The 21,767-nt window shown below is 36.6% G+C and carries 21 protein-coding genes and 2 pseudogenes; 1 reads left to right on the forward strand and 22 read right to left on the reverse strand.

All coding sequences use genetic code 11. From position 1 onward, the window contains the following. The 4 genes and pseudogenes from J6L95_RS03790 to J6L95_RS03805 form a co-directional block, all read right to left on the reverse strand. Positions 1-368, reverse strand: a pseudogene (locus J6L95_RS03790) (RNA-guided endonuclease TnpB family protein); the annotation flags it as partial. Positions 369-605: 237 nt separating this feature from the next. Continuing rightward, entirely contained in the window at positions 606-1,208 is a 603-nt protein-coding gene (locus tag J6L95_RS03795; protein ID WP_287458206.1) for a hypothetical protein, read from the reverse strand. Positions 1,209-1,240: 32 nt separating this feature from the next. After that, a complete protein-coding gene (locus J6L95_RS03800) occupies positions 1,241-2,425 on the reverse strand; it encodes an oxygen-binding di-iron domain-containing protein (protein WP_287458207.1) in 1,185 nt (394 codons plus the stop codon). Between the two features lie 11 nt (positions 2,426-2,436). After that, on the reverse strand, positions 2,437-3,084 hold the full coding sequence (locus J6L95_RS03805) for a cupin domain-containing protein (RefSeq protein WP_287458208.1): 648 nt from the start codon (positions 3,082-3,084) through the stop codon (positions 2,437-2,439). Positions 3,085-3,181: 97 nt separating this feature from the next. Between J6L95_RS03805 and J6L95_RS03810 the strand changes: the two genes are divergently transcribed. Beyond that, positions 3,182-3,853: a Crp/Fnr family transcriptional regulator gene (locus J6L95_RS03810; RefSeq protein WP_287458209.1), complete on the forward strand. Its 672-nt coding sequence runs from the start codon at positions 3,182-3,184 to the stop codon at positions 3,851-3,853. Positions 3,854-3,871: 18 nt separating this feature from the next. Here the strand turns inward: J6L95_RS03810 and J6L95_RS03815 are convergent, their stop codons facing one another. The 18 genes and pseudogenes from J6L95_RS03815 to J6L95_RS03900 form a co-directional block, all read right to left on the reverse strand. After that, positions 3,872-4,807, reverse strand: coding sequence for a LysR family transcriptional regulator (locus tag J6L95_RS03815; protein WP_287458210.1), 936 nt, complete (start codon positions 4,805-4,807; stop codon positions 3,872-3,874). Between the two features lie 21 nt (positions 4,808-4,828). Beyond that, a complete protein-coding gene (locus J6L95_RS03820) occupies positions 4,829-5,083 on the reverse strand; it encodes a sulfurtransferase TusA family protein (RefSeq protein WP_107318495.1) in 255 nt (84 codons plus the stop codon). A 12-nt stretch (positions 5,084-5,095) separates the two neighbouring features. Beyond that, complete coding sequence (locus J6L95_RS03825) at positions 5,096-5,956, reverse strand: ferredoxin-like domain-containing protein (RefSeq protein ID WP_287458211.1); 861 nt, start codon at positions 5,954-5,956, stop codon at positions 5,096-5,098. A 2-nt stretch (positions 5,957-5,958) separates the two neighbouring features. After that, positions 5,959-6,378 (reverse strand): M67 family metallopeptidase, encoded by a 420-nt coding sequence (locus J6L95_RS03830; RefSeq protein WP_287458212.1) that lies wholly within the window; start codon positions 6,376-6,378, stop codon positions 5,959-5,961. A gap of 12 nt (positions 6,379-6,390) precedes the next feature. Continuing rightward, the gene (thiF, locus tag J6L95_RS03835) at positions 6,391-7,200 is read right to left on the reverse strand and encodes a thiazole biosynthesis adenylyltransferase ThiF (RefSeq protein WP_287458213.1); all 810 of its coding nucleotides are present in this window, start codon (positions 7,198-7,200) and stop codon (positions 6,391-6,393) included. 27 nt (positions 7,201-7,227) lie between these two features. Continuing rightward, positions 7,228-7,437, reverse strand: a complete 210-nt coding sequence (gene thiS, locus J6L95_RS03840; RefSeq protein WP_287458214.1) for a sulfur carrier protein ThiS — start codon at positions 7,435-7,437, stop codon at positions 7,228-7,230. Positions 7,438-7,451: 14 nt separating this feature from the next. After that, positions 7,452-8,675, reverse strand: a complete 1,224-nt coding sequence (locus J6L95_RS03845) for an aminotransferase class V-fold PLP-dependent enzyme (RefSeq protein ID WP_287458215.1) — start codon at positions 8,673-8,675, stop codon at positions 7,452-7,454. Between the two features lie 11 nt (positions 8,676-8,686). After that, positions 8,687-9,799: an ABC transporter ATP-binding protein gene (locus J6L95_RS03850; RefSeq protein WP_287458216.1), complete on the reverse strand. Its 1,113-nt coding sequence runs from the start codon at positions 9,797-9,799 to the stop codon at positions 8,687-8,689. 20 nt (positions 9,800-9,819) lie between these two features. Next, a complete protein-coding gene (locus tag J6L95_RS03855) occupies positions 9,820-10,668 on the reverse strand; it encodes a sulfate ABC transporter permease (RefSeq protein WP_287458217.1) in 849 nt (282 codons plus the stop codon). 12 nt (positions 10,669-10,680) lie between these two features. Next, a complete protein-coding gene (cysT, locus tag J6L95_RS03860) occupies positions 10,681-11,520 on the reverse strand; it encodes a sulfate ABC transporter permease subunit CysT (protein ID WP_287458218.1) in 840 nt (279 codons plus the stop codon). Between the two features lie 15 nt (positions 11,521-11,535). Beyond that, entirely contained in the window at positions 11,536-12,552 is a 1,017-nt protein-coding gene (locus J6L95_RS03865; RefSeq protein WP_287458219.1) for a sulfate ABC transporter substrate-binding protein, read from the reverse strand. Positions 12,553-12,574: 22 nt separating this feature from the next. Next, a complete protein-coding gene (locus J6L95_RS03870; protein WP_287458220.1) occupies positions 12,575-14,203 on the reverse strand; it encodes a sulfate adenylyltransferase subunit 1 in 1,629 nt (542 codons plus the stop codon). Positions 14,204-14,224: 21 nt separating this feature from the next. Then, positions 14,225-15,124 (reverse strand): sulfate adenylyltransferase subunit CysD, encoded by a 900-nt coding sequence (gene cysD, locus J6L95_RS03875; RefSeq protein ID WP_287458221.1) that lies wholly within the window; start codon positions 15,122-15,124, stop codon positions 14,225-14,227. A gap of 14 nt (positions 15,125-15,138) precedes the next feature. Continuing rightward, positions 15,139-15,450 carry a 4Fe-4S dicluster domain-containing protein gene (locus J6L95_RS03880; protein WP_287458222.1) on the reverse strand — a complete coding sequence of 104 codons (312 nt, stop codon included), beginning with the start codon at positions 15,448-15,450 and terminating at the stop codon, positions 15,139-15,141. 2 nt (positions 15,451-15,452) lie between these two features. Then, positions 15,453-17,141 carry an adenylyl-sulfate reductase subunit alpha gene (locus J6L95_RS03885; protein WP_287458223.1) on the reverse strand — a complete coding sequence of 563 codons (1,689 nt, stop codon included), beginning with the start codon at positions 17,139-17,141 and terminating at the stop codon, positions 15,453-15,455. 166 nt (positions 17,142-17,307) lie between these two features. Further along, positions 17,308-18,267, reverse strand: a complete 960-nt coding sequence (gene hemB, locus J6L95_RS03890; protein WP_287458224.1) for a porphobilinogen synthase — start codon at positions 18,265-18,267, stop codon at positions 17,308-17,310. Between the two features lie 12 nt (positions 18,268-18,279). Then, positions 18,280-21,267, reverse strand: a complete 2,988-nt coding sequence (gene cobA, locus J6L95_RS03895) for a uroporphyrinogen-III C-methyltransferase (RefSeq protein ID WP_287458225.1) — start codon at positions 21,265-21,267, stop codon at positions 18,280-18,282. A gap of 321 nt (positions 21,268-21,588) precedes the next feature. Beyond that, a pseudogene (locus J6L95_RS03900) lies at positions 21,589-21,767 on the reverse strand (IS200/IS605 family transposase); the annotation flags it as partial.

The raw sequence follows: 21,767 nt of genomic DNA on the forward strand, positions 1-21,767 counted from the left end.
CCATGGAATAATTTCTCATAAGATTTCCATAATGCAGTTGCAATCTTTTGTGCAGTAAACGAATCAATATTATCTTTAAAATGTCTTTGCATTTGCTTTACATCTTTGTGAAATGAATATTCTGACATGTTATATTGCTTTAGCATATCGTTTATCTGTTTCCAGATTTCTTTATCTGACTTTTCACTCTCAGACAATGAAGATAGAAGAGTGCGATATCTCTTGGTTTTAATCATTTCCTTATAACGCTTCTGTGTTACATTAACTAAAGAATTATAGATTTTTCTTCCAGTCTCAAAACGCTTATTTAAAATATCTTCTTGATATTTTTCCGTTTTTAATGGAAATTCAACAATAAAGCTTGACATAATATTCACCTCACTTTCTGATATAATATTCTCTTTTTTATTTTATGCTATCCATCCCACACCTAAAGGAGTGGGCTTTTCGCACAGTCTTTTATAAAGGAATTCTAATGCGACAAGTGTCGCTAATATTTTTATGACAATTGACATAATAACCTCTCTTTTCTATGAATAAATTATATAACAGGAAAAAAGAGATAATCAAAAATCAGGTCTTTCAAATAAGGAAAACCAGATATTTCATGACAGATCAATTCTTTTATTGTTTACACAAAAATTCTTAAAAAACCCTTCTGTACCAATATCTACAAAGAAACCAATATCACCTGTTGCCTCTTTTCCATGGAACATGTCGTTTACTTCTAATGTCGGTGTGTCTTCATTGTTAAGATAAAACGAAGCATGTGCTCCCTTTATTACTGCTTTAAGATGGACCCACTGATCCAGTTCACTATGAATAGGTGCTTCATATTTCGTAATATTGTTTTCTCTAAAATAAGCAAAGGTATACTTAGGATAAGAGAAATACTGACATCCATGTGCAATTCTTACATGATCATCTGTCATATTGACACTATTGGTTGGTCGAATATAGAAGGATTCAAATTGTGTATCATCTTCATTGATTCTAAATGCGATTCCGATAAATCCTCTTGCAAAATCTGGGGCATCTGGCAATAGTCTGCTTAACATATCGACTTCAATAACTCCATCATGGAAATGTAGATCACATACTCTAGCATAAGTATTTTCATCATACTCATTGATTTTTTCTGATTTTACTACTCTGATGATATTATCCTCGCGTGATATATCAGTATGTACTGCTTTTAATGTGTTCACGTTATCACTCCTTTTTATCATTATAGCATCTTCTAAAGGAGTTCTTTTACCATTGAAGAAATAATAGAAAAATCATCATCCGTTGGTGTCCACAATGAACGTACATATTCATCAATAACCACAAAGCCAGCTTCCTGGAGCTTTGCTTGTAAAATCTTGATTGATTCCCCACTCCATCCATAACATCCAAAAGCAGCAGCTTTCTTCTTCTTGAATTTAAGCTGTCTTAAGAATTCCAGCCATCCTGAAACACTTGATAAAATAGAATTGCTGACGGTTGGAGAACCTACTGCAATCGCTTTTGACTTGAAGACTTCGGTCATGATTTCATTTTTATCAGCCTTGGCAATATTGAATACTTTTACAACAGTATCAGGACTTTGTTGATGAATCTCTTCTGCAATCTTATGTGCAATCTTGGCCGTACCTTCCCACATCGTATCATAAGCGATGGTTATTTGATTTTCTTGATAGGCTTCTGCCCATAAAGCGTATTTCTCAATAATTTGTGTTGGATTCTCTTTCCAGATAGCACCATGTGATGGGGCTATCATATCAATGGGTAAATGGAGTTCCATAATTTCTGAAAGTTTCTTTGATAATATTGGGGCAAAGGGATTTAAGATGTTTGCAAAATATTTCATGGCTTCTTTTTGGAGAAGACATTGGTCGGCTTTATCATTAAATAGTTCTTCAACCGCATAATGTTGTCCGAAGGCATCATTAGAAAACAGAATATTATCCTGTGTTAAATAGGTAGCCATGGAATCAGGCCAGTGCAGCATGCGCATTTCTACAAAGATCAGCTTTTTCCCATTGCCAATATCAATGCTGTCACCTGTCTTTACAATATGAAAATCCCATCCTCTTTTGCCATACTGTCCTTCAAGACTTTTAACTGCATTGCTTGTACAGTAGATTGGTGTATTGGGAATTTCTTCCATCAAGGCAGTAAGTGAACCAGAGTGATCACATTCTCCATGATTAATGACAATAAAATCAATGGTATGAAGGTCTATTTCTTTTTTAAGATTATCTACAAAATCAAAGCGATGAGGTGTCCAGACAGTATCAATCAATATAGTTTTTTCTTCTTCTATTAGATAAGCATTCTGACTTGAACCATTCATGATAGAATAGTCATCTCCATGAAAGCTTTCTAGTTCCCAATCAATACATCCTACCCAGCTGACATTTTCTTTAACGTATTTTCTCATAGTTTTATCCTCTATAATGTTAATAATAAGGCCATCTTAAATGGAGAAACAGCCTTCACATAGTGCTTTCCACCAGCTTCAAACTTAAAGTTTTCTCCAGCCTTTATCGTATGCTCTTTTCCTTCATAACCAATAATACCTTCACCTTCTAATCCAAAAATCAAGGCTTCACCCGGTGCAGCATGTTCACTTAAGCCTGTGCCTTCATCAAAAGACATGATCACAAACTTCATCTTTTCATTGTGAACCACATCCATATTGATAATCTTTCCTTCCTGATAAGGCAATAGCTCCGCTAACTTAAATACTTCTCCTACTTTAATGGCATCATTCATTTGATCATTCCTCCTTATTGTTAATTCTGTATATATAACTGACATATCAGTTCTGATTCCCACTGGTTCATCAACTGGTGTAACAATCGCTTCACCAACTCTTAATGTATGACAATCCTTATCACCATAGACTTCACATTGTCCTGAAGCGACAATCATGAATTTGTAATAAGGATGAATTTCTTTACTTATATCGGTCTTTTTCGCAAGTGAATAATAGGTAATCGTATTCTCTTCATGATACACTTCTTTAGATATCGTGCATCCATTAATCACTTCATTATCTTTAGCTATGGAGAATACTTCTCCACTTTTTTCATTCATATATTTTCCTCCTTTTTTTAAGAATAAAGGATTTACTTGTAAAAAGCTGTATCTGTAGATACAGCTTTTGTATTATAATGAAAAAAAGGAGAAAAACATGATGTATCCAATACTTTCACACTGTATTTTATTTAAAGATGTTCCACTTGTAGAACTAGAAGAACGACTTGAAGAGATCCCCCACCATCTTCAACAATATAAGAAAAATGAAACAATCCTCTATTCATTAGAAGACGCCAATCGTATTGGCATTCTTTTATCAGGAAGAGTCCAATCACAAAAGACCTTTCCTAATGGAAGTCAGATCAATGTCACTGTTCGTCATCCTGGTGAGATGATTGGCCATGGAGCAGCTTTTTCTTATTCTCGTAAGTATCCTTGTGATGTAATAGCACTTGAAGAGTGTTCTATAATGATCTTTAAAAGAGAAGATATGTTATTGCTTATGCAAAAAGATATTCGTATCTTAGAAAATTTCACGAAAGAATTAGCTTCTTCTACTTTCATGCTTCAACAACGACTTGAATTACTTTCCTATAATGGCATTGCACAAAAGGCTGCTTTTTACTTGCTTACAAAGCAAAGGGAACTAAATATCAATAAGATTACTATTCCTTCTATGACAAAGTGGGCTATGATTCTTAATGTTTCTAGACCTTCTCTTCATCGAGAAATAAAACGCTTAGAGAATGAGCATCTTATTAGATCTCATGATCATGTGATTGACATTCTTGATAAAGAGGGATTACAGGATATACTTTCAAAATAAAAACGCCTCATTGAGGCGTTATTTTAATCCACTATTCTGGAACTTACGAATTTCTTCAAGATACTTTTTCCCTAAAGGACTGATTTCTATACCTTTACGGACAATATAGACAATCGACATCAGTTCTTTTGAATCCAGCTTCACGGCACAATAGTTAGAGCCATTCAGTGTTTCACATAGAATACCTGAGCATAATGTATAGCCATTAAGTCCTACCATAAGATTCAGCATGGTTGCACGATCACTCACTCTTATGAGCTGTTTATAGTCATAGGTGCTGAGTACTTCTTCAGCGAAATAGAAGCTGTTGTAGCTTCCTTGATCAAAAGCAAGACATGGGTATTCTTCTAGTTCTTCTAATGTAATGACCTTCTTTTTAAGTTCTTCTTCACTTAAATCTTTAACAAGAGGATGTTCCTTATACATGTAGACATAGATTCCACATTTTAATAGTTCCTTATACTCAATACCCTTTTCTAAAAAGATTTTAGTGAGTACTTGTCTATTGAATTCATTAAGATAAAGAATACCAATTTCACTACGTAAACTCGCAACATCTTCAATGACTTCATATGTCTGTGTTTCATGGATCGCAAATTCATATTCAGACATGCCAAACTGCTTTACCATTTCTACGAAAGCTTTGACTGCAAAAGCATAATGCTGAAGTGAAATGCCAATCTTTTTCTTTACATGTTCATTATCTACATAGCGTATTTCTATAAGCTGAAACTGTTCAACAACCTGTCTGGCGTATCCAATAAACTCCTTGCCTTCTGGTGTAACAGAGATCCCTCTGTTAGAACGTATAAACAGCTTGATGCCAATTTCTTTTTCAAGTTCCTTAATAGAAGCAGAGAGGCTTGGCTGTGATATAAAGAGGGTACGCGCAGCTTCTCCCATGGAATTAGAATTTGCGACAACAATCGCGTACCTTAATTGTGTTATTGTCATACTTTAGCCTCCCTGTCTATGTTATTCTTCTACTTTTTTAACAATAAGTTCATACGTTCCATCTTCATTATCTATAAGTCTTAAGATCTGATGACCTTCATCTTTAACACTTCGAGGTACATTTAAAACGGGTTCTCCATCGTTAAGATGAACAGCTAAGATCTGACCATCATCTAATTCTTCTAAAGCCACTTTTGTTTTTACAAATGTGACAGGACATACGACATCAGTAATATCTACTGTATCATCTATTTCTATTCCTTGTATAGTTGCCATACTGTATCCTCCTTATGAATTGTATGCTTCTAACACTTTTTCTTCAAGTTTATCTAAACCAATACGGTCAATAGTGAATTTGAATCGTTCACTTGGTTTAGCATTTTCTTCAAAGAATGCGATAGTTGCATCACATACTTTAATGAGTTTATCATGATCTTCAATAAAAGGAATAATTGGTTTCCCTTTATTGATATGATTACCAAACAATCCACCAAAGCTTACAATATATCCTTCTGTTGTATCATAAGCATTCGTTGGACAGCTAAAGGCACATCGTCCACAGAAATTACATTTCTCACGATTGATATGAATACCTTCTTCATCTAATACAATAGCATTTTGACGGCAAGCTTTTACACATAGACCACAGCGAATACATTTATCTTCAACCCAATCTACCTTAAGACCGCCTTTAATACCAAGATCATTTTCTTCTGCCTTAAGACAGTTATTCTGACATCCAGTTACACCAAACTTGAACTTATGAGGAAGTTCACGACCGAAATATCTATCAGATATTTCTTCAGCCAAGCCTTCTGTATCAATACACCCATTAGGACAGACTTTTGAACCCTGACAGGCAGTAACTGTACGTACTCGTGGACCACATGTTCCTGGGAAGACATTGCCATCAGCAAGGGCCTTCTTGACTTCTTCTACTTGTTCAAGCTTAATAAAAGGAATCTCAATCCCCTGTCTTGAAGTAAGATGCACATAATCCTGTCCATATTCTTTAGCAACTTCTGCCACTTTGGCAAGCTGCTGTGCTGTTAATTGTCCACCTACTACCTTAATACGCAAAGAGAAGCAGTTTTTTTGTTTTTGGCGCATGAAGCCACCTTTTTTTAATGTTCCATAATCTACTGCCATAATTAGTCCTCCTTTATTTCAAGTTCTTCTTTGATAGAGTTTCCCTCTTCTACATGAAAAGCATTCAATACGGGATGATCTTCATCCATTAAAGATAAAATAAGATAACTTGCATGTTTATCCACTGCTAAACGAATATCCTCATCTGAAGATCTTGAAGGTGATTCAGGATGAGAATGCCAATTGCCAAGTGGCTGTAAACCATTAGCACGCATATCCTTGATAGAAGCAAGATGTTCTCTTGGATCAATGGTAAAATGTTCATTGGAATGATCAATGTTTGTTAAAAGGTAAACCTTCTTGATTTCTCTTTCATCTTCATGATCAATTCCAGCAATCAGACCACAAGCTTCATTAGGAAGCTCTTTTTTAGCATAATCTATAATGCTTTCATAATCTTCTTTGCGAATTGTAACTTTCATCATAATCCTCCCTTACTTCTTAAATTCACAGGCTGCTTGGGCATAATCAATTAATTTCGTAATAGTAGGATCTTTTGAGCAGACTGCACAGCCACATCCTCTTGGTGGAAGCTTAATTTTATGGAATTCCATTTTTAATGCATCATATGTCAGCAATTGTCCAACTAAAAGTTCTCCTACTCCAGTTATATATTTGATGGCCTCCATAGCCTGTAAAGAACCAATGACGCCACCCATTGCCCCAATGACACCAGCCTGCTTACATGTAGGAACTGCATCAGGTGGTGGTGGACTCTTAAAGACACATCGATAACAGGGACCTTCTCCTGGTACAACCGTCATCAATTGTCCTTTAAAACGAATGATACCAGCATGCGAGAATGGTTTTTTAGCCATTACACAGGCATCATTAATTAAAAACTTAGCTGGAAAATTATCTGTTCCATCAATGATAAAATCATAATCCTTAATCAATTCCATAATATTATAGCTTGACACATAATCCTTATATGTCACCACTTCTACATCTGGATTGATTGCCTTCATTGTTTCAGCAGCCGATTCTACTTTTGGTTTGCCAATATCATCAGTTGTATGAATGACCTGTCTTTGTAGATTGGATAAATCTACATTGTCTGCATCCACAATACCAATTTTTCCAACACCTGCAGCCGCAAGATATAAAGCTGCTGGTGCTCCAAGTCCACCTGCACCAATAATGAGTACACTGGAATTTAATAATTTCTTTTGTCCTTTAACACCGATCTCTTTTAAGATGATGTGTCTTGAATAACGTTCAAGCTGTTCATTACTAAAAGCCATATTATTCCCCCTTCTTGTTTACCATGGTTAAGCTCTTCCGCCACCCATGAAATATAAAAATTCGACTTCATCACCTTCATTAAGTGTCTTTGTATCAAACTCTGAACTTTGTGCAAATTCTTCATTGATAGACACACTTACATATTCTGGTGTTTCAACATTTTCTTCCTTGATTAATTCCGCAATTGTAATACCTTCTTTTACTTCTTTACTAACACCTGCTACAGTTATTTTCATTTTATTGTCCTCTCTTATTCATTATTTATAGCTTGAAGAAAGTCTTCGATTAAATCTTCACTATCTTCAATACCTACACTTACACGAATCGTATCTTCATAGACTCCTGCTTTTTCTTGTTCTTCTTTTGTACAATGCACATATATTGTCGAAGCAGGATGAATCGCCAATGTTCTAATATCACCAATATTGCTGGCAATGATGGCACATTTCAATTTATTAAGCACTTCGTAGGCCTTCTCTTTTGAGCCAGCACGAAATGTCAGAATGCCACCGCCATATCCCTTCAGCTCACTTTTACACAATGCATTACAGGGATGATCTTCCAGACCTAGATATCTTACCGATACACCGTTCTCTTTTAATGCATGCGCAAGCTTATTTGCATTATCACAAATTCGCTCCATGCGGAGCCCTAATGTCTCAATACCGATGGTATTGAGATACGCATTAAAGGGCGCAGCACAACTGCCGATGTTTTCCCAGACATCATTTCTAAGTCTGATAAGAAAAGCCATCTTTCCATATTGGCTATATTCTTTTAAAGCGGTATGTTTTGAAAAATCCCATGGGAACTTTCCGCCATCTATGATGACACCACCAAGAGAGTTTCCTCCCCCATTGATATATTTTGATGTGGAATGGACCACAATATCAGCACCCAATTTTAATGGCTGTGCAATATAGGGTGTCGCTGTTGTACTATCAATCATCAGTGGAATGCCATGCTGATGGGCTAAGGATGATACCTTCTCAACATCAATCACTTCAAGGGATGGATTGCTGATAAGTTCTCCAAAGATTACTTTGGTATGCTCATTGATGACTGGTTCAATCTCCTCAGGTATCAAATGTTTTACAAAGTGTGTCTTGATTCCAAACTTCTCTAAATCATGAAATAGACTCACTGTTCCACCATAAAGATTGCTTGCGGTAATGATCTCATCTCCTGCACAAAGAAGATTCAATAATGCACTAGATAGTGCCGCCATCCCAGAACTACAGGCGACACAGCCATTGCCGCCTTCTAGTTCATTAATTCTTCTTTCAAATGCCGCAATGGTTGGGTTGCCTATACGAGAATAGGCATACCCCATTGCTTTATGGGCAAATACTTTCTCCTGCTGTTCAGGAGAATCGAAGGCAAAGGCTGTGACCTGTGCAATCTGTGGCAACAGTGAATGATCTGGATAAGAGCCAACAGCTTTTCCATGTAATAGTAATGTATTAAATTTCATTGATTGCCTCCTTAGATCACAAAGAAGTCGTATTCTTCATTGTATAAGTAAGATTCTAGATCTTCATTGTTTATGTTTTTGCCTTTGAGTTTCTCATTTTCAAGAAGATAGGCTTTATCCTCATCAAAAGCAAAGAGACGATAAATGAGCACTCTCATCTTCTCTCCTACCTTCACTTCTCGACGTTCTAATGAACGTACGGCGGTAATCATGACACCATGAAGATCAATCGTCAGCTCTAGACTGTTTCCTCTAAAGAGGATATCGATGACTTCTCCTTCTTCAGAGACATCAATGTAGTTATTGAAATTCTGGTTATCAGTCTTAAATGCTTCAACGAATTCAGGTCGAATGACTGCTCTTTGATATGGTCCTTCTTCAAATCCATGGAATCTATGATAGTTTTCAATCACTGTTGATTGGCCAATGAACTCTGTCACAAATGGGGTCTGTGGATTCTTGTAGATATCAATTGGTGAGCCAATCTGTTCAATGCGTCCTTTGCTTGTCACAATGATCTGATCTGCTACTTCTACAGCTTCATTTTGATCATGGGTTACAAAGATACTTGTAATGCCGACCTTGTAGATCATCTTTCTAAGCCAGCTTCTTAATTCCTGTCTGACCTTGGCATCAATAGCCGCAAATGGTTCATCAAGTAACAAAAGACTTGGTTTTGGGGCAAGCGCTCTAGCGAAAGCGACTCTTTGTCTTTGTCCACCTGACAATTGACTAGGATATCTTTTTTCTAGTCCTTTTAAGCCAGTTAATTCTAATAGTTCTTCTACTCTTTCTTTAATCTTTGCTTTTGGTACCTTTTGTAGTTCTAGTCCAAAGGCAATGTTGTCATAGACACTCATATGACGGAATAAAGCATAATTCTGAAATACGAATCCGATTCCTCTTTTAGAGGGATCAATATCATTTACACGTTTACCATCAATGATAATATCGCCAGTATCCGGTGTTTCAAGACCAGCAATCATTCTTAGAAGCGTTGTCTTGCCACTTCCACTTGGTCCAAGAAGAGCAACGAGGCTCCCTTTTTCAATACCAAAATTTGCATCTTTCATGGCCTGATACTCACCATATTTTTTATTGATATTTTTTAGTTCTACATACATAACAACACCTGCTTTCTAAGCTAATCTTCCTGTTTTTTCACTTTTTCGTTATGTTCAAAATAGTTTCTTAAGATCAAGACCACAATAGCGATAATGACTAACAATGATGAAACAGAGAACGCTGCCACGATGGAATCTGATGCCCCTGATAAATACAGGGCATCAATTTCTAATGGCAAAGTAAATGTCTTACCTCTTGTCTTTGATAATGCAGCAACAGCACCAAATTCACCTAATGCACGAGCTGTACATAGAATGATGCCATAGATGGTTGCCCATTTAATATGTGGGAAGGTAATCTTACGAAAGATCTTGAATCCCCCTGCTCCCATCAGTGCTGCCGCTTCTTCTTCATCTCTACCCTGTGTGTTCAGTACAGGAATGATTTCTCTTGAAATAAAAGGAAAAGTTACGAAAATGGTTGCGAGAACAACACCCGGAATGGCAAAGACGATCTGTATATCTAATCCAAATGTACGATTGATCGATTGAATAATGGGATTCGCCCATCCTAAACGTCCAAATGTCATGATATAGGATAATCCTGCAATAACTGGAGAGATGGAAAATGGAATATCAATCAAAGATGCAAGAACCTGTTTTCCTTTAAAATCAAACTTGGTAAGCAGCCATCCTGCTACCAATCCAAAGAATGTATTGACTAGTACCGCGATAATAGTCGCCAACAGTGTCACTGTTAATGCAGAAAGAACATATGGTGTTGTGAGACTGCTGAAATAAAATGAAAAACCTTTTTTTAAAGAGTTGATAATAACTGAAACTAAAGGAAAGACAAGCATCAATAATACAAATAAGACACTGATGACAATAAGTGTGATTTCTGTTTTTCCTCTTTTATGTTTTTCCATATTCTCATCTCCTTAACTATTTCTTCTTGATTGACGAAGCTGAATAATATTAATGATTAACAGTAATAAAAATGAAATGATCAGCATGACTAAGGCAATAGCTGTTGCACCACTATAATCCAAACGTTCTAGTTTTTGCATGATAATATATGATAAGACCTGTGTATGATCTCTAGCACTATTTCCTGAAATATAGATAACACTGCCATATTCTCCAATGCCTCTTGCAAATGCGAGAGAAAATCCGGTAATAATGGCAGGTTTTATTTCTGGAAAAATGACTTTAAAAAAAGTACGTCGTGCATCAGCGCCAAGCATGAAGGCTGCTTCTTCATACTGTGCATCAAACTTTTCTAGCACTGGCTGGATGGCTCTTACGACAAAGGGAATACCAATGAAGATAAGAGCCACAATTAAGCCAATGTGCGTATAGGATACCTTGATTCCAATTCTTGAAAGAGGTCCTCCTATTTCACCTGTTGTAGAATACATCTTTGATAATGTGATCCCGGCAACAGCAGTTGGCAATGTGAAAGGAATTTCTATGAGTCCATCGATAAATCGTTTTCCAAAGAAGTCATAACGTACCAGAACCCAGGCGAGTATTGTTCCAAATATCACATTAAACAGAGCTGCAATAAAGGCACATGACAAGCTTGTCGCAAATGCCCAAAGAACACTTTTATCAGTGATGATGCTGATAAATTCAGCAGGTTTTAAATGAAATGAATAGCCTAATATAGAAGCAAGAGGAATCAATACAATGATGGAAAGCATTGTAACTGTAATACCTAAAGATAATCCAAACCCCGGAATCACATTCTTGCTTTTTGTTTTCTTTTTAATCCTCATAGCCTCACATCCTTTTTAATGATGATAAATCTGATCAAAAATTGCGCCATCCTGGAAATAAGTCTTATAAGCTTTATCCCATCCTCCAAAATCTTTAATAGTGCAAAGCTTTACATTTAAATCAAATGTCTTGCCATATTTTTTAAGTACTTCTTTATTGGAAGGACGATATCCATTTTTCGCAATAATTTCCTGTGCTTTAGTTGAATATAAATATTTAAGATAATCTTTAGCAACCTTCTGTGTACCATTCTTATTGGCATTTTCATCTACGATAGCTACACTTGGCTGCGCTAAAATACTAATGCTTGGTGTAACAAGTTCATATTTTCCTGGATATTCTTTTAATGTTGCAAGAGCTTCATTTTCCCATGCAATCAAGACATCTCCCTGACCGTTTTCTACAAATGTTGTTGTGGCACCACGAGCACCTGAATCCATTACTTTTACATTGCTGTAAAGTTTCTTTACAAACTCCTTGCTCTTTGCTTCATCATTGCCATATTTCACTTTAGAATACTGCCAAGCAGCAAGGAAATTCCACATTGCTCCACCTGAGCTCTTTGGATCTGGATTGATGATATCGACATTAGGTTTAATTAAATCATCCCAATCCTTGATATTCTTCTTATTGCCCTTTCTTACCAAGAATACAATTGTAGAAGTATAAGGTGATGAATCTAAATCAAATTCATGTTGCCATCCTGAATCAATCATTCCTGCATCTTGAATTAATGTAATATCATGTTCCAATGCTAATGTCACCACATCAGCGTCAGCCCCTTCAACCACTGATCTTGCCTGCTTTCCAGAACCACCATGTGATTGAACAATATCAACTGTTTTTCCTGTTTTCTTCTTGTAATAATCCTTAAATTCCTTGTTATAAGCAGCATATAGCTCTCTTGTTGGATCATATGACACATTCGTAAGTGTCACCTTGTTTCCACTCTGTGATGACTTGCTTGAGCATGCGCTAAGCGCTAATGTCAATACGAGCAATCCTGCAAATACTTTAAATACTTTCTTCATAATTTTCCCCCCTTGTTTTTTCCTAAATATATTCACCATTTAAAATGTCTACTGAGACATCCGATAGTGCTAAGATTTTTTTCGCAATCTTCTTAATATCTTTATCTGGTTCTATTTCATGATAGATATTTGAAGAGAACTGTGTTCTTATTTTTGATACATCCACATCTTCTTTAACAAGAAGTACGACGAGTCCTGCATGATGAAGATGCTTAAGGACCTCATATACTGGTTCATCTATATCAGGATGATATAAATAAGTATGTCTTCCATTATGAACAAGTGAAGCTTCTATTTGTCTTACATCTTCAAGAGTAAAGTCTTTTGTTAATGGGAGTTCAACAACAATAGCTCTTTGTCCATTGATTAATGCACGTGTATCTCTGTTGATTCTTTCTATCTGATGATCATCTTCATAGACTTCATTGACAACACCACAAGCTGAAGTCATGTTTGTAACACGATCAATGACAATCAGTTCTCCTAATGTACGATGTTTTTTAAATTCATCAATCACAATGCGATCAGAAAGAACGAATCGACATAGGGCAATTTCATTTTTACTTAAATGATCGGCCTTCTTCTTTTCTCCTGTATTGACATCAATCTGATGAATAATGTCAGTTATGATACCAGGAATCATTTTTGTACCAATCTTTACATAGAAATTCTTTCCAGTAACGAGCTTATTATCATCCATCCACAGTATTTCTGCTGTAAATGTAGAGGCAACTTTTAACCCTTCAGCATCGACTATGACATTTCCTCTTGAAACATCTACTTCTCGATCAAGCTGAATGGTTGCCGGCTGTCCTGTAAAGACATGATCAACTTTCTTATCGCCAACATGAATGGATTTAATGTTGGCTTTTTCACCACTTGGCAATAAAGTGACTTCCTGACCTGAAGAAATCTCTCCTGATTCTACTTGTCCTTGAAAACCGCGGAAGGTATGATCAGGTCGACAGACTCTTTGTACTGGCAGATAGAAACCTTGTTCTTCTCTTCCTTCATCGACATCTACGTCTTCTAGATAACTAAGTAATGAAGGTCCCTGATACCATGGTGTATTGTCACTGTGGGTTGTAATATTATCTCCCACTGTAGCTGATACAGGAATAAGATGTGTATTAGTCAACTGGAGTTCTGCAGATAAATCATCAATATCTTTCTTGATTTCTTCAAAACGTTCTTGACTGTAATCTACAAGGTCCATCTTGTTAATCGCAAAGACAAAATGATGAATACCCATCAAGGCACAAATTCTCGCATGACGTCTTGTCTGTACAAGCACCCCTTGTGTTGCATCTAACAAAATAACTGCAAGATCCGCAAATGAAGCACCAACCGCCATGTTACGGGTATATTCTTCATGGCCAGGCGTATCGGCTACAATGAAACTTCTATGATCTGTTGTAAAATAGCGATAAGCGACATCGATAGTAATGCCCTGTTCTCTTTCAGCAATCAGTCCATCAAGAAGAAGTGAATAATCGATATCTCCTCCAGCACTTCCTACTGCTGAATCAAGCAATAATGCTTTTTCCTGATCGGCATAAAGCAATTTGGAATCGTATAAGATATGTCCTATGAGAGTAGATTTTCCATCATCCACACTTCCACAGGTAATAAATTTTAATAATCCTTTCATCATCTAACCCCCTAGCATTCTTTAGAAATACCCTTCTTTTTTACGTCTTTCCATGCTTCCTGCTTCTTCATGGTCAATAACACGTGTTGTACGTTCTGATTCAACAGCACTTAATGTTTCATCGATGATTTCATCTAATGTATCAGCATCTGAGTAAACGCCACCTGTTAATGGGTAACATCCCAATGTACGGAAACGTACTTTTTTCATTTTGACTTCTTCACCTTCACGTAGTTTTAAACGATCATCATCAACCATGATGATATTGCCATCACGCTCAATGACAGGGCGTTCTTTCGCAAAATAGAGAGAGACAATATCGATGTTTTCTCGCTTAATATATTGCCAGATATCTTTTTCTGTCCAATTGGAAAGCGGGAAGACACGAATGCTTTCTCCTTTATGAATCTTGGTATTATAAAGCTTCCACATCTCTGGTCTTTGATTCTTAGGATCCCATGCCTGTTCACGATTTCTAAATGAGAAAATACGTTCCTTGGCACGTGATTTTTCTTCATCACGTCTACCTCCACCAAAAGCAGCGGTAAACTGATATTTAGTAAGTGCCTGCTTTAATGCCTGAGTCTTCATGATGTCAGTATAAGCAGACCCATGATCGATTGGATTGATTCCTTGTCTTACGCCTTCCTCATTTGTATAGACAAGCATTTCAATTCCCTTTTCTTTAGCAATACGATCACGGAATTCAATCATTTCATGGAACTTCCATGTTGTATCGACATGAAGAAATGGAAATGGTGGTTTTTCTGGATAGAACGCCTTCATCGCAAGATGAAGCATGACAGAACTGTCTTTCCCGATAGAATAAAGCATGACAGGCTTTTCACACTCTGCTGCAACTTCCCTGATAATATAAATGGCTTCTGCCTCTAATTGATCTAGATGAGATAGATTACTCATATAGTCATCCTCCTTTAGTATTTATTTGATTGTGTCTTATCAATAACAATCTGTCTTTGTTCATCTTGTGATGTCACACTCCATGTGACAATATTATTTTTTTCATGATAGGATAAGGTACTTCCTTTTCCTCCAATATCTTCTCCTAAGAAAAATCCAATTGCTTTAACATGGCATTCTTTAAGACATGATGTACATCCCCAACAATCTAATGGTGATCTGATTGTTGCTTTACCGTTTTCATCAATCTTAATAAGGTTTCCCGGACAGACTTCTACGCATCTTTTACATCCTACACATTTGTTTTTATTGATCTTGATACTCATTTCTATCCCCTCTCCTTAAATTGAAGTGGCTGATCTCCACGTCTGATTAAATCTCTGTAGATAATATTGATATGATCATCTTCCATTCGACTATTGACATATTTTTCAAATCTTACATCTTTGTCTGGATAATCTACATTTTCCGCGAAGGCATGCCATCTTGTTTCTTTTCTTGCTTTTAAATGAGCAATAAGTGCACGGCAGACAATTAATCGTTCTCTTATTTCATAAATATGTAAAAGCTCATACATATCTTTGGCATAGAGATCTTTAAGATGATTCTGGAGCTCTTTGATCTTTATTTCTGCCTTATTTAATGATGATGTATCATAACGATAATCTTGACTGATGCCTCCGGCATATTCATCCATGATCTTCTGCATTGTTTCTTCAAATTGTTCAATATCAGGTGAGTCTTTTTCTAAAAGATATTCTTCATATTGATGAATGATCTCTTCTGCATCAACATCATCTTTAACACTCAGCTTTTCACGATCAGAAAGTACGCTTTCTGCCGCAATTTCTCCTTCAGCTAAAGCACCTGTCACATATTTTTGAGGAGCACCCCCTGCAACATCGCCTGCTGCATAGAGTCCATGAATGGTTGTGCGTCTTCCTTCATCAATCCAATAGCCGCTAGCTGTATGTCCTCCAACGATATAAGGTTCTGTTCCCTCTATTTCAACTGGATACTTTGAAGGCAGTTGTCCTGATTCAATCCACTTCAAGCTTTGACTTGGGGCCATATTTAAATAAGCTTTAAGAAGTTCTTCTTCTTGTTTATTAGTAATATGTCTTGTATCAAGGAAACAAGGACCACGTCCTTCTCTATTTTCCATCACTGTTCCATATACTCTTTCAGAAGTCTTTAGACCATATTTTGATTCATAGATTTCTCCTAAGCTGTTGGTCTGTTTCGCCTTGACACCTTGAGCAATTGTTCCCGTTGGGGCAATAGTATCTTTACAGCGCAATGCGATAAAGCGCATTTCCAAGGTTGTCATCTCCGCCCCAGAAAGAATACCCATCGCATAGCCAGCGCCCGTATTGAATGGAGGATACCACATCTTATGTCTAGAGAAGCCTGGATTATTAGGTCGATAGAGTCCTGCTGCTCCACCAGTGGCGCAGATAACTTGTGGTGCTTTGATAATGTAGGATTCTTCTTCATTAATAGAGAATCCCACTGCACCGATAATTTGTTTTTCACCTTCATCATCAATTAGGTAATCTGTAATATTGACATGGTTTAAAACTTTAATTGATGGATAAGAAGAAACACCTTTGGCAAGAATAGGTTTAATGTTTTCTCCATTGATCTTAATATTACGATCACCACGAGTGACATAGTCACCATTTTCATCTTTAAGAATGACAAGTCCAAGTTTTTCTAATTCAGCAGTGACATGGTTAAGTCTCTTTGACAAAGAGACAAGCAGATCATCTCTTACAATTCCGTCTGCATCCCTTGTCGCATAATCAGCGTAGTCTTCTGGCTTCTTACCTTTGGTAATGTAAGCATTGATCGCATTCACTCCGGCTGCAAGGCATCCGCTTCTTTTTATGTTGGCTTTCTCGACAATCAGAATATTTAGATGGGGATCGTTTTTCGCAAGTGTCATTGCCGCAAAACATCCGGCTGTTCCTCCTCCAATGATAAGAACATCTGTCTTGATAATTTTACTTTTCATACCATCACTCCTTTAACCTATCATTCTACTATGTTAGTAATCTTTATATGAAATCATACCACTTTAATAGAATTTAAAACATTACGAAAAACTTAATGCCAGCCATAGGCAATGCCTATGGCTAAAACAAAAAAACTGAAATAGACAAATCTATTTCAGTTCACTTTTATTTAATCCATCTCGCAACATCAAGCGCATGATAAGTAATAATGATATTAGCTCCTGCTCTCTTCATCGCAATCATATTTTCTAAAACAATTCTTTTTTCATCAATCACGCCCTTTTCAGCAGCTGCTTTAACCATCGCATATTCTCCACTGACATTATATAAGGCAATAGGCTGATTAAAATGAAGAGAAGCTTCCTTCACAACATCAAGATAAGCAAGAGCAGGTTTAACCATCAAGATATCTGCTCCCATTTCTACATCATTTTCCAACTCTCTAAGTCCTTCTTTACCATTTCTAACATCCATCTGATAAGAACGACGATCACCAAAACGCGGTGTAGAATCAGCTGCATCACGGAATGGAGAATAATAACCTGAAGCGTATTTAGCGCTATATCCCATAATTGGTGTATGTACATAACCAGCCTGATCAAGCGCTTCACGAATCGCTCTGACATCACCATCCATCATATCTGAAGGAGCGACCATATCAGCTCCAGCTGCTACTGTTGTAACTGCCATTTTTGCAAGCAAGGGCAATGTTTCATCATTAAGAATATGTTCCTCATGGACCAATCCACAATGACCATGATCAGTATATTCACATAAACAAATATCCGCGATAACCAATAAATGAGGGGCTAATGTCTTGATTTTTCTGATTGCACGCTGAATGATTCCTTCAGGATTATAGGCTTCACTACCCACCGCATCTTTTGTTTGAGGTACACCAAAAAGCAATAACCCCGAAACACCACTTTCTTTTACTTCTTCAATAATCTCATCCAATTGATCCAATGAATAACGATAAACACCTGGCATAGAATCAATGGGTTCCTTGATATTCTCTCCTTCAATGACAAATAACGGATAGATCAGCTCTTTTACACTTAATCTAGTCTCTGCCACCAAATCTCTTAATTGTTCAGTCTGTCTTAATCTACGAAAACGATGCATGTATTTTCCTCCTTATAAATGTGCTGCAATGATTTCAATGAGACCTTCCACTGTTGCCTTATCAGCAAGAAGGTAATTTGTTTTTCCATATTGTCTAAGTGCTTTAGCAGTATAGTCACCAATACATACTGGTATAGCTGTACCTATATGACCACCATGCATAAAGAACGCATGTACACCTTCAGCACTTGCAAAGGTGATAAAGTCATAGTCTTTCTCTTTAAACATAGATAGTGCTTCCTTGTTGCAGAGGGTATCGTAGATAGAAATTTCATCAAAATCTATCCCCTTCTCTTTTAACAAGTCTGAAAGCACATTGTTGCCTCTCTTTGCACGAGGAATCAAGACTCTACTATCATGTAAATGACTCTTGATATCTTCAATAATCTTTTCACCTAAAGCATGAGAATTATATTCATCAGGAACAATATCTGCACGAATATGATAATGATTATAAAGATAATCCGACGTTTCTTTTCCAATAGCCGCAATCCGCACCTGATTTAATATTCTGATATCCTTTTTAGCTTCCAAGATAGCATCAAAGAAAATCTGGATCGCATTCTTTCCAGTAAAGACAATGTGGCTATAATGACTGTAGTCAAGCTGTTTGATTTTTTCTACTTGATCTTTTAAAGGCTCAATCATCATATGAGGTACTCTTGTCACCTGAACTGGATAGATTTTTAATCCCTTAGCCATACGTCGACAAAAATAGTTTGTACCCGTAACTGCAATCTTATGTTTGAACTTTTCATTATGATCTTCATACCAGCTTCTTACATCTCTTAGATCATAAGAAGCTGCACTGCCGACAACGATGATTCCTGGTGAGACAACCTTTTCATCCTGGCTGGCCTTAAATGCGATATCTTCTAATGTCCCACGAAGAACATGTTGCTTTTCTAAGGTGCCATTACAGATAATAGCCACCGGTGTCTCTTTCTTCTTGCCACACTCTATGAGTCTTTTCGCAATGATCTTTAATCCTGATAAGCCCATCAGAAAGACGATTGTTCCATCAAATTGTGCGAGAACATTAAAATCTATTCCTTCAACTGTATGAGCTGCAGTATGACCAGTTACTACCAGGAATGCTCTGCTGCCAATAGGGAAATTCTTTTCCTTGCGATAAGTGACAGGAATACCGGCAGATAATGGAACTGCCGTTGCAGAAGTGACACCGGGAACAAGTTCATAAGGAATACCTGCTCTCGTTAAAGCATCACATTCTTCTGGTCCTCTACCAAAGACAAAAGGATCTCCTCCCTTCAATCTCAGTACCGTCTTTCCTTCTCTTGCTTTTTTTATGATCAGTTCATTGATATCATCCTGTTTCATTGAATGAAGTCCTGCTCTTTTTCCAGCATAAAGAAGTTCACAGTTGGCTTTACATTTTTTAAGAAGAGAATCATCGATAAGACTGTCATAGATGATCACATCACAATTCTCTAAAATCTCTTGTGCCTTAATTGTCATATATTGAGGATTTCCTGGACCTGCTCCTACAATAAAGACAAATGTCTTTAACTTCTTAGAAAGTTCTTTAAGTTTTTCATGAGTATCTTCTTCATGAAGTTCAACCTTGAAAATCTCTGTCTTGCCAAAGAAGGCATACACATTGATTTTATCTTCTTCAACTTGTGCATGTGCACCAACTGCATCCTTGCAGTCTGCATCAAGAGACAACAGCAATGCTCTTTCTATATCAAAGACACGCTGTACTTCTTCATCCTTTAAATCCTGAAGAAGATCATAGGCCTTAGAGTTGACACATGTCTCACAGGCAATAATACCTTGTGCAGCAGCTGGCACAAACTGACTAGCAGAAGGTGTAAGAACAATGAAGTCAGATAAGTCAGCACCTAATCGTTCAATACCTGCAGCTGCTAAAATGATTGCATCATATTCTCCATTTCTAAGTTTATCCAATCTTGTAGGAACGTTCCCCCTCAACATTCTTGTACGACAGTCAGGGACAAAACGACGAATCATTTCTTCTCGTCTTGGACTTGATGTTCCAATAAGTTTTCCTGACAATACTGTTTTCATATTATCAATAGTAAGCTGTTGATCCTTCATGATCACATCTTTTCTTACTAATATAATATCCAAAGGATTGGCACGTGGTGTAATAATTGATAAAGCAAAGTGTTCATCAATATCTGAAGGCACATCTTTACCACTGTGAACAGCTATATCAATATCCCCTGACAAAAGACGATGTTCAATCTCTTCTACAAAGACACCTTTACCACCAATCTCTGCTAAAGCACGATCAGTCACACGATCACCCTTGGTTGATATTTTTACAACTTCTATATCCATATCTGGATATTCCTGTTTAATACGATCAATGATAATATTGGTTTGACGAAGTGCTAGAGCACTTCCTCTTGTACCAATACGAAGTATTTTAGAAGCACTTAATTCTTTTTCCAGTTCATTTTTTAAAGCGGCTGATCTTTGTTTATGATCAGGAATATCCTCTTTCATCTGTTCTCTTAATATTCCTAGATGTTCAGTGATATCACCGATATTATCAGGAAGAAGATCATAAAGCTTTTCTTTAATATACTGTGTCACTGGTGGACAGGTTCCACTTGAAGAAATGCCACAGATGATATCTCCTCTTTTTACTATTGAAGGAAAAATAAATGTACATTCTTCAGGATCATCTACTACATTGACTAGAAGCTTTTCAGCTTTACATAAAGTACTAATACGATGATTGACCACTCTATTGTTTGTGGCTGCTATTACAAGATGATAAACATCGGGTGAAATCATTTCATCATAAAATGATTTCTTATAAAGCGTCAGCTTTTCTTCTTTTTTTCCTAATTCCACTAACTGCTCATTCATAAAGATTGCCACTACATCTATTGAGACATTAAAGGGTAATAGCACCTTGACTTTATGTAAAGCGGTCTTCCCTCCACCAACAATCAATATCTTTTTTTCTTCTTGTAAGTCAATAAAGGCTGGAAAATATGACATAGTACTCCTCCTGATATATTCCTATCAACAACGTAGGTTAATATAGTATTTCTTAATGGACAATTTTAGCATTCAATTTATTTTATGTAAAGAATAATCATAATAATAAATTTCTATATTTGTATTTATGGTTTTTATAAATATGCTTGATTATAGACTTATATTAAAGATTGAGTCTTTAAAAACACAGGTTGTACATCAATAATAAATATCCTCCGGCATAGCCGGAGGTTTTTCAGTTTCGGGCATAGCCCTGCTCCTACTAGCACGGTACGTAAACCGTACTATTACTTCGTACGGCTCCGCCAACTGCCCGAGCATTTATCTTTTCGTTCTTTTATTTACTCTTTTCTTCTCTATTGTGTAGTCCTTGAACGGATCTTCAAAATCCATTGACAGCTGATCATATTCTCTATCTTCCTTCAATTGATTTTGAATATATTCAGCTATTTTCTTTGTATTCTTTCCAACGGTATCAACATAATATCCTCTCGCCCAAA

This window comes from Kandleria sp., assembly GCF_017934775.1.
In the GTDB taxonomy this organism is placed as follows: domain Bacteria; phylum Bacillota_I; class Bacilli_A; order Erysipelotrichales; family Coprobacillaceae; genus Kandleria; species Kandleria vitulina.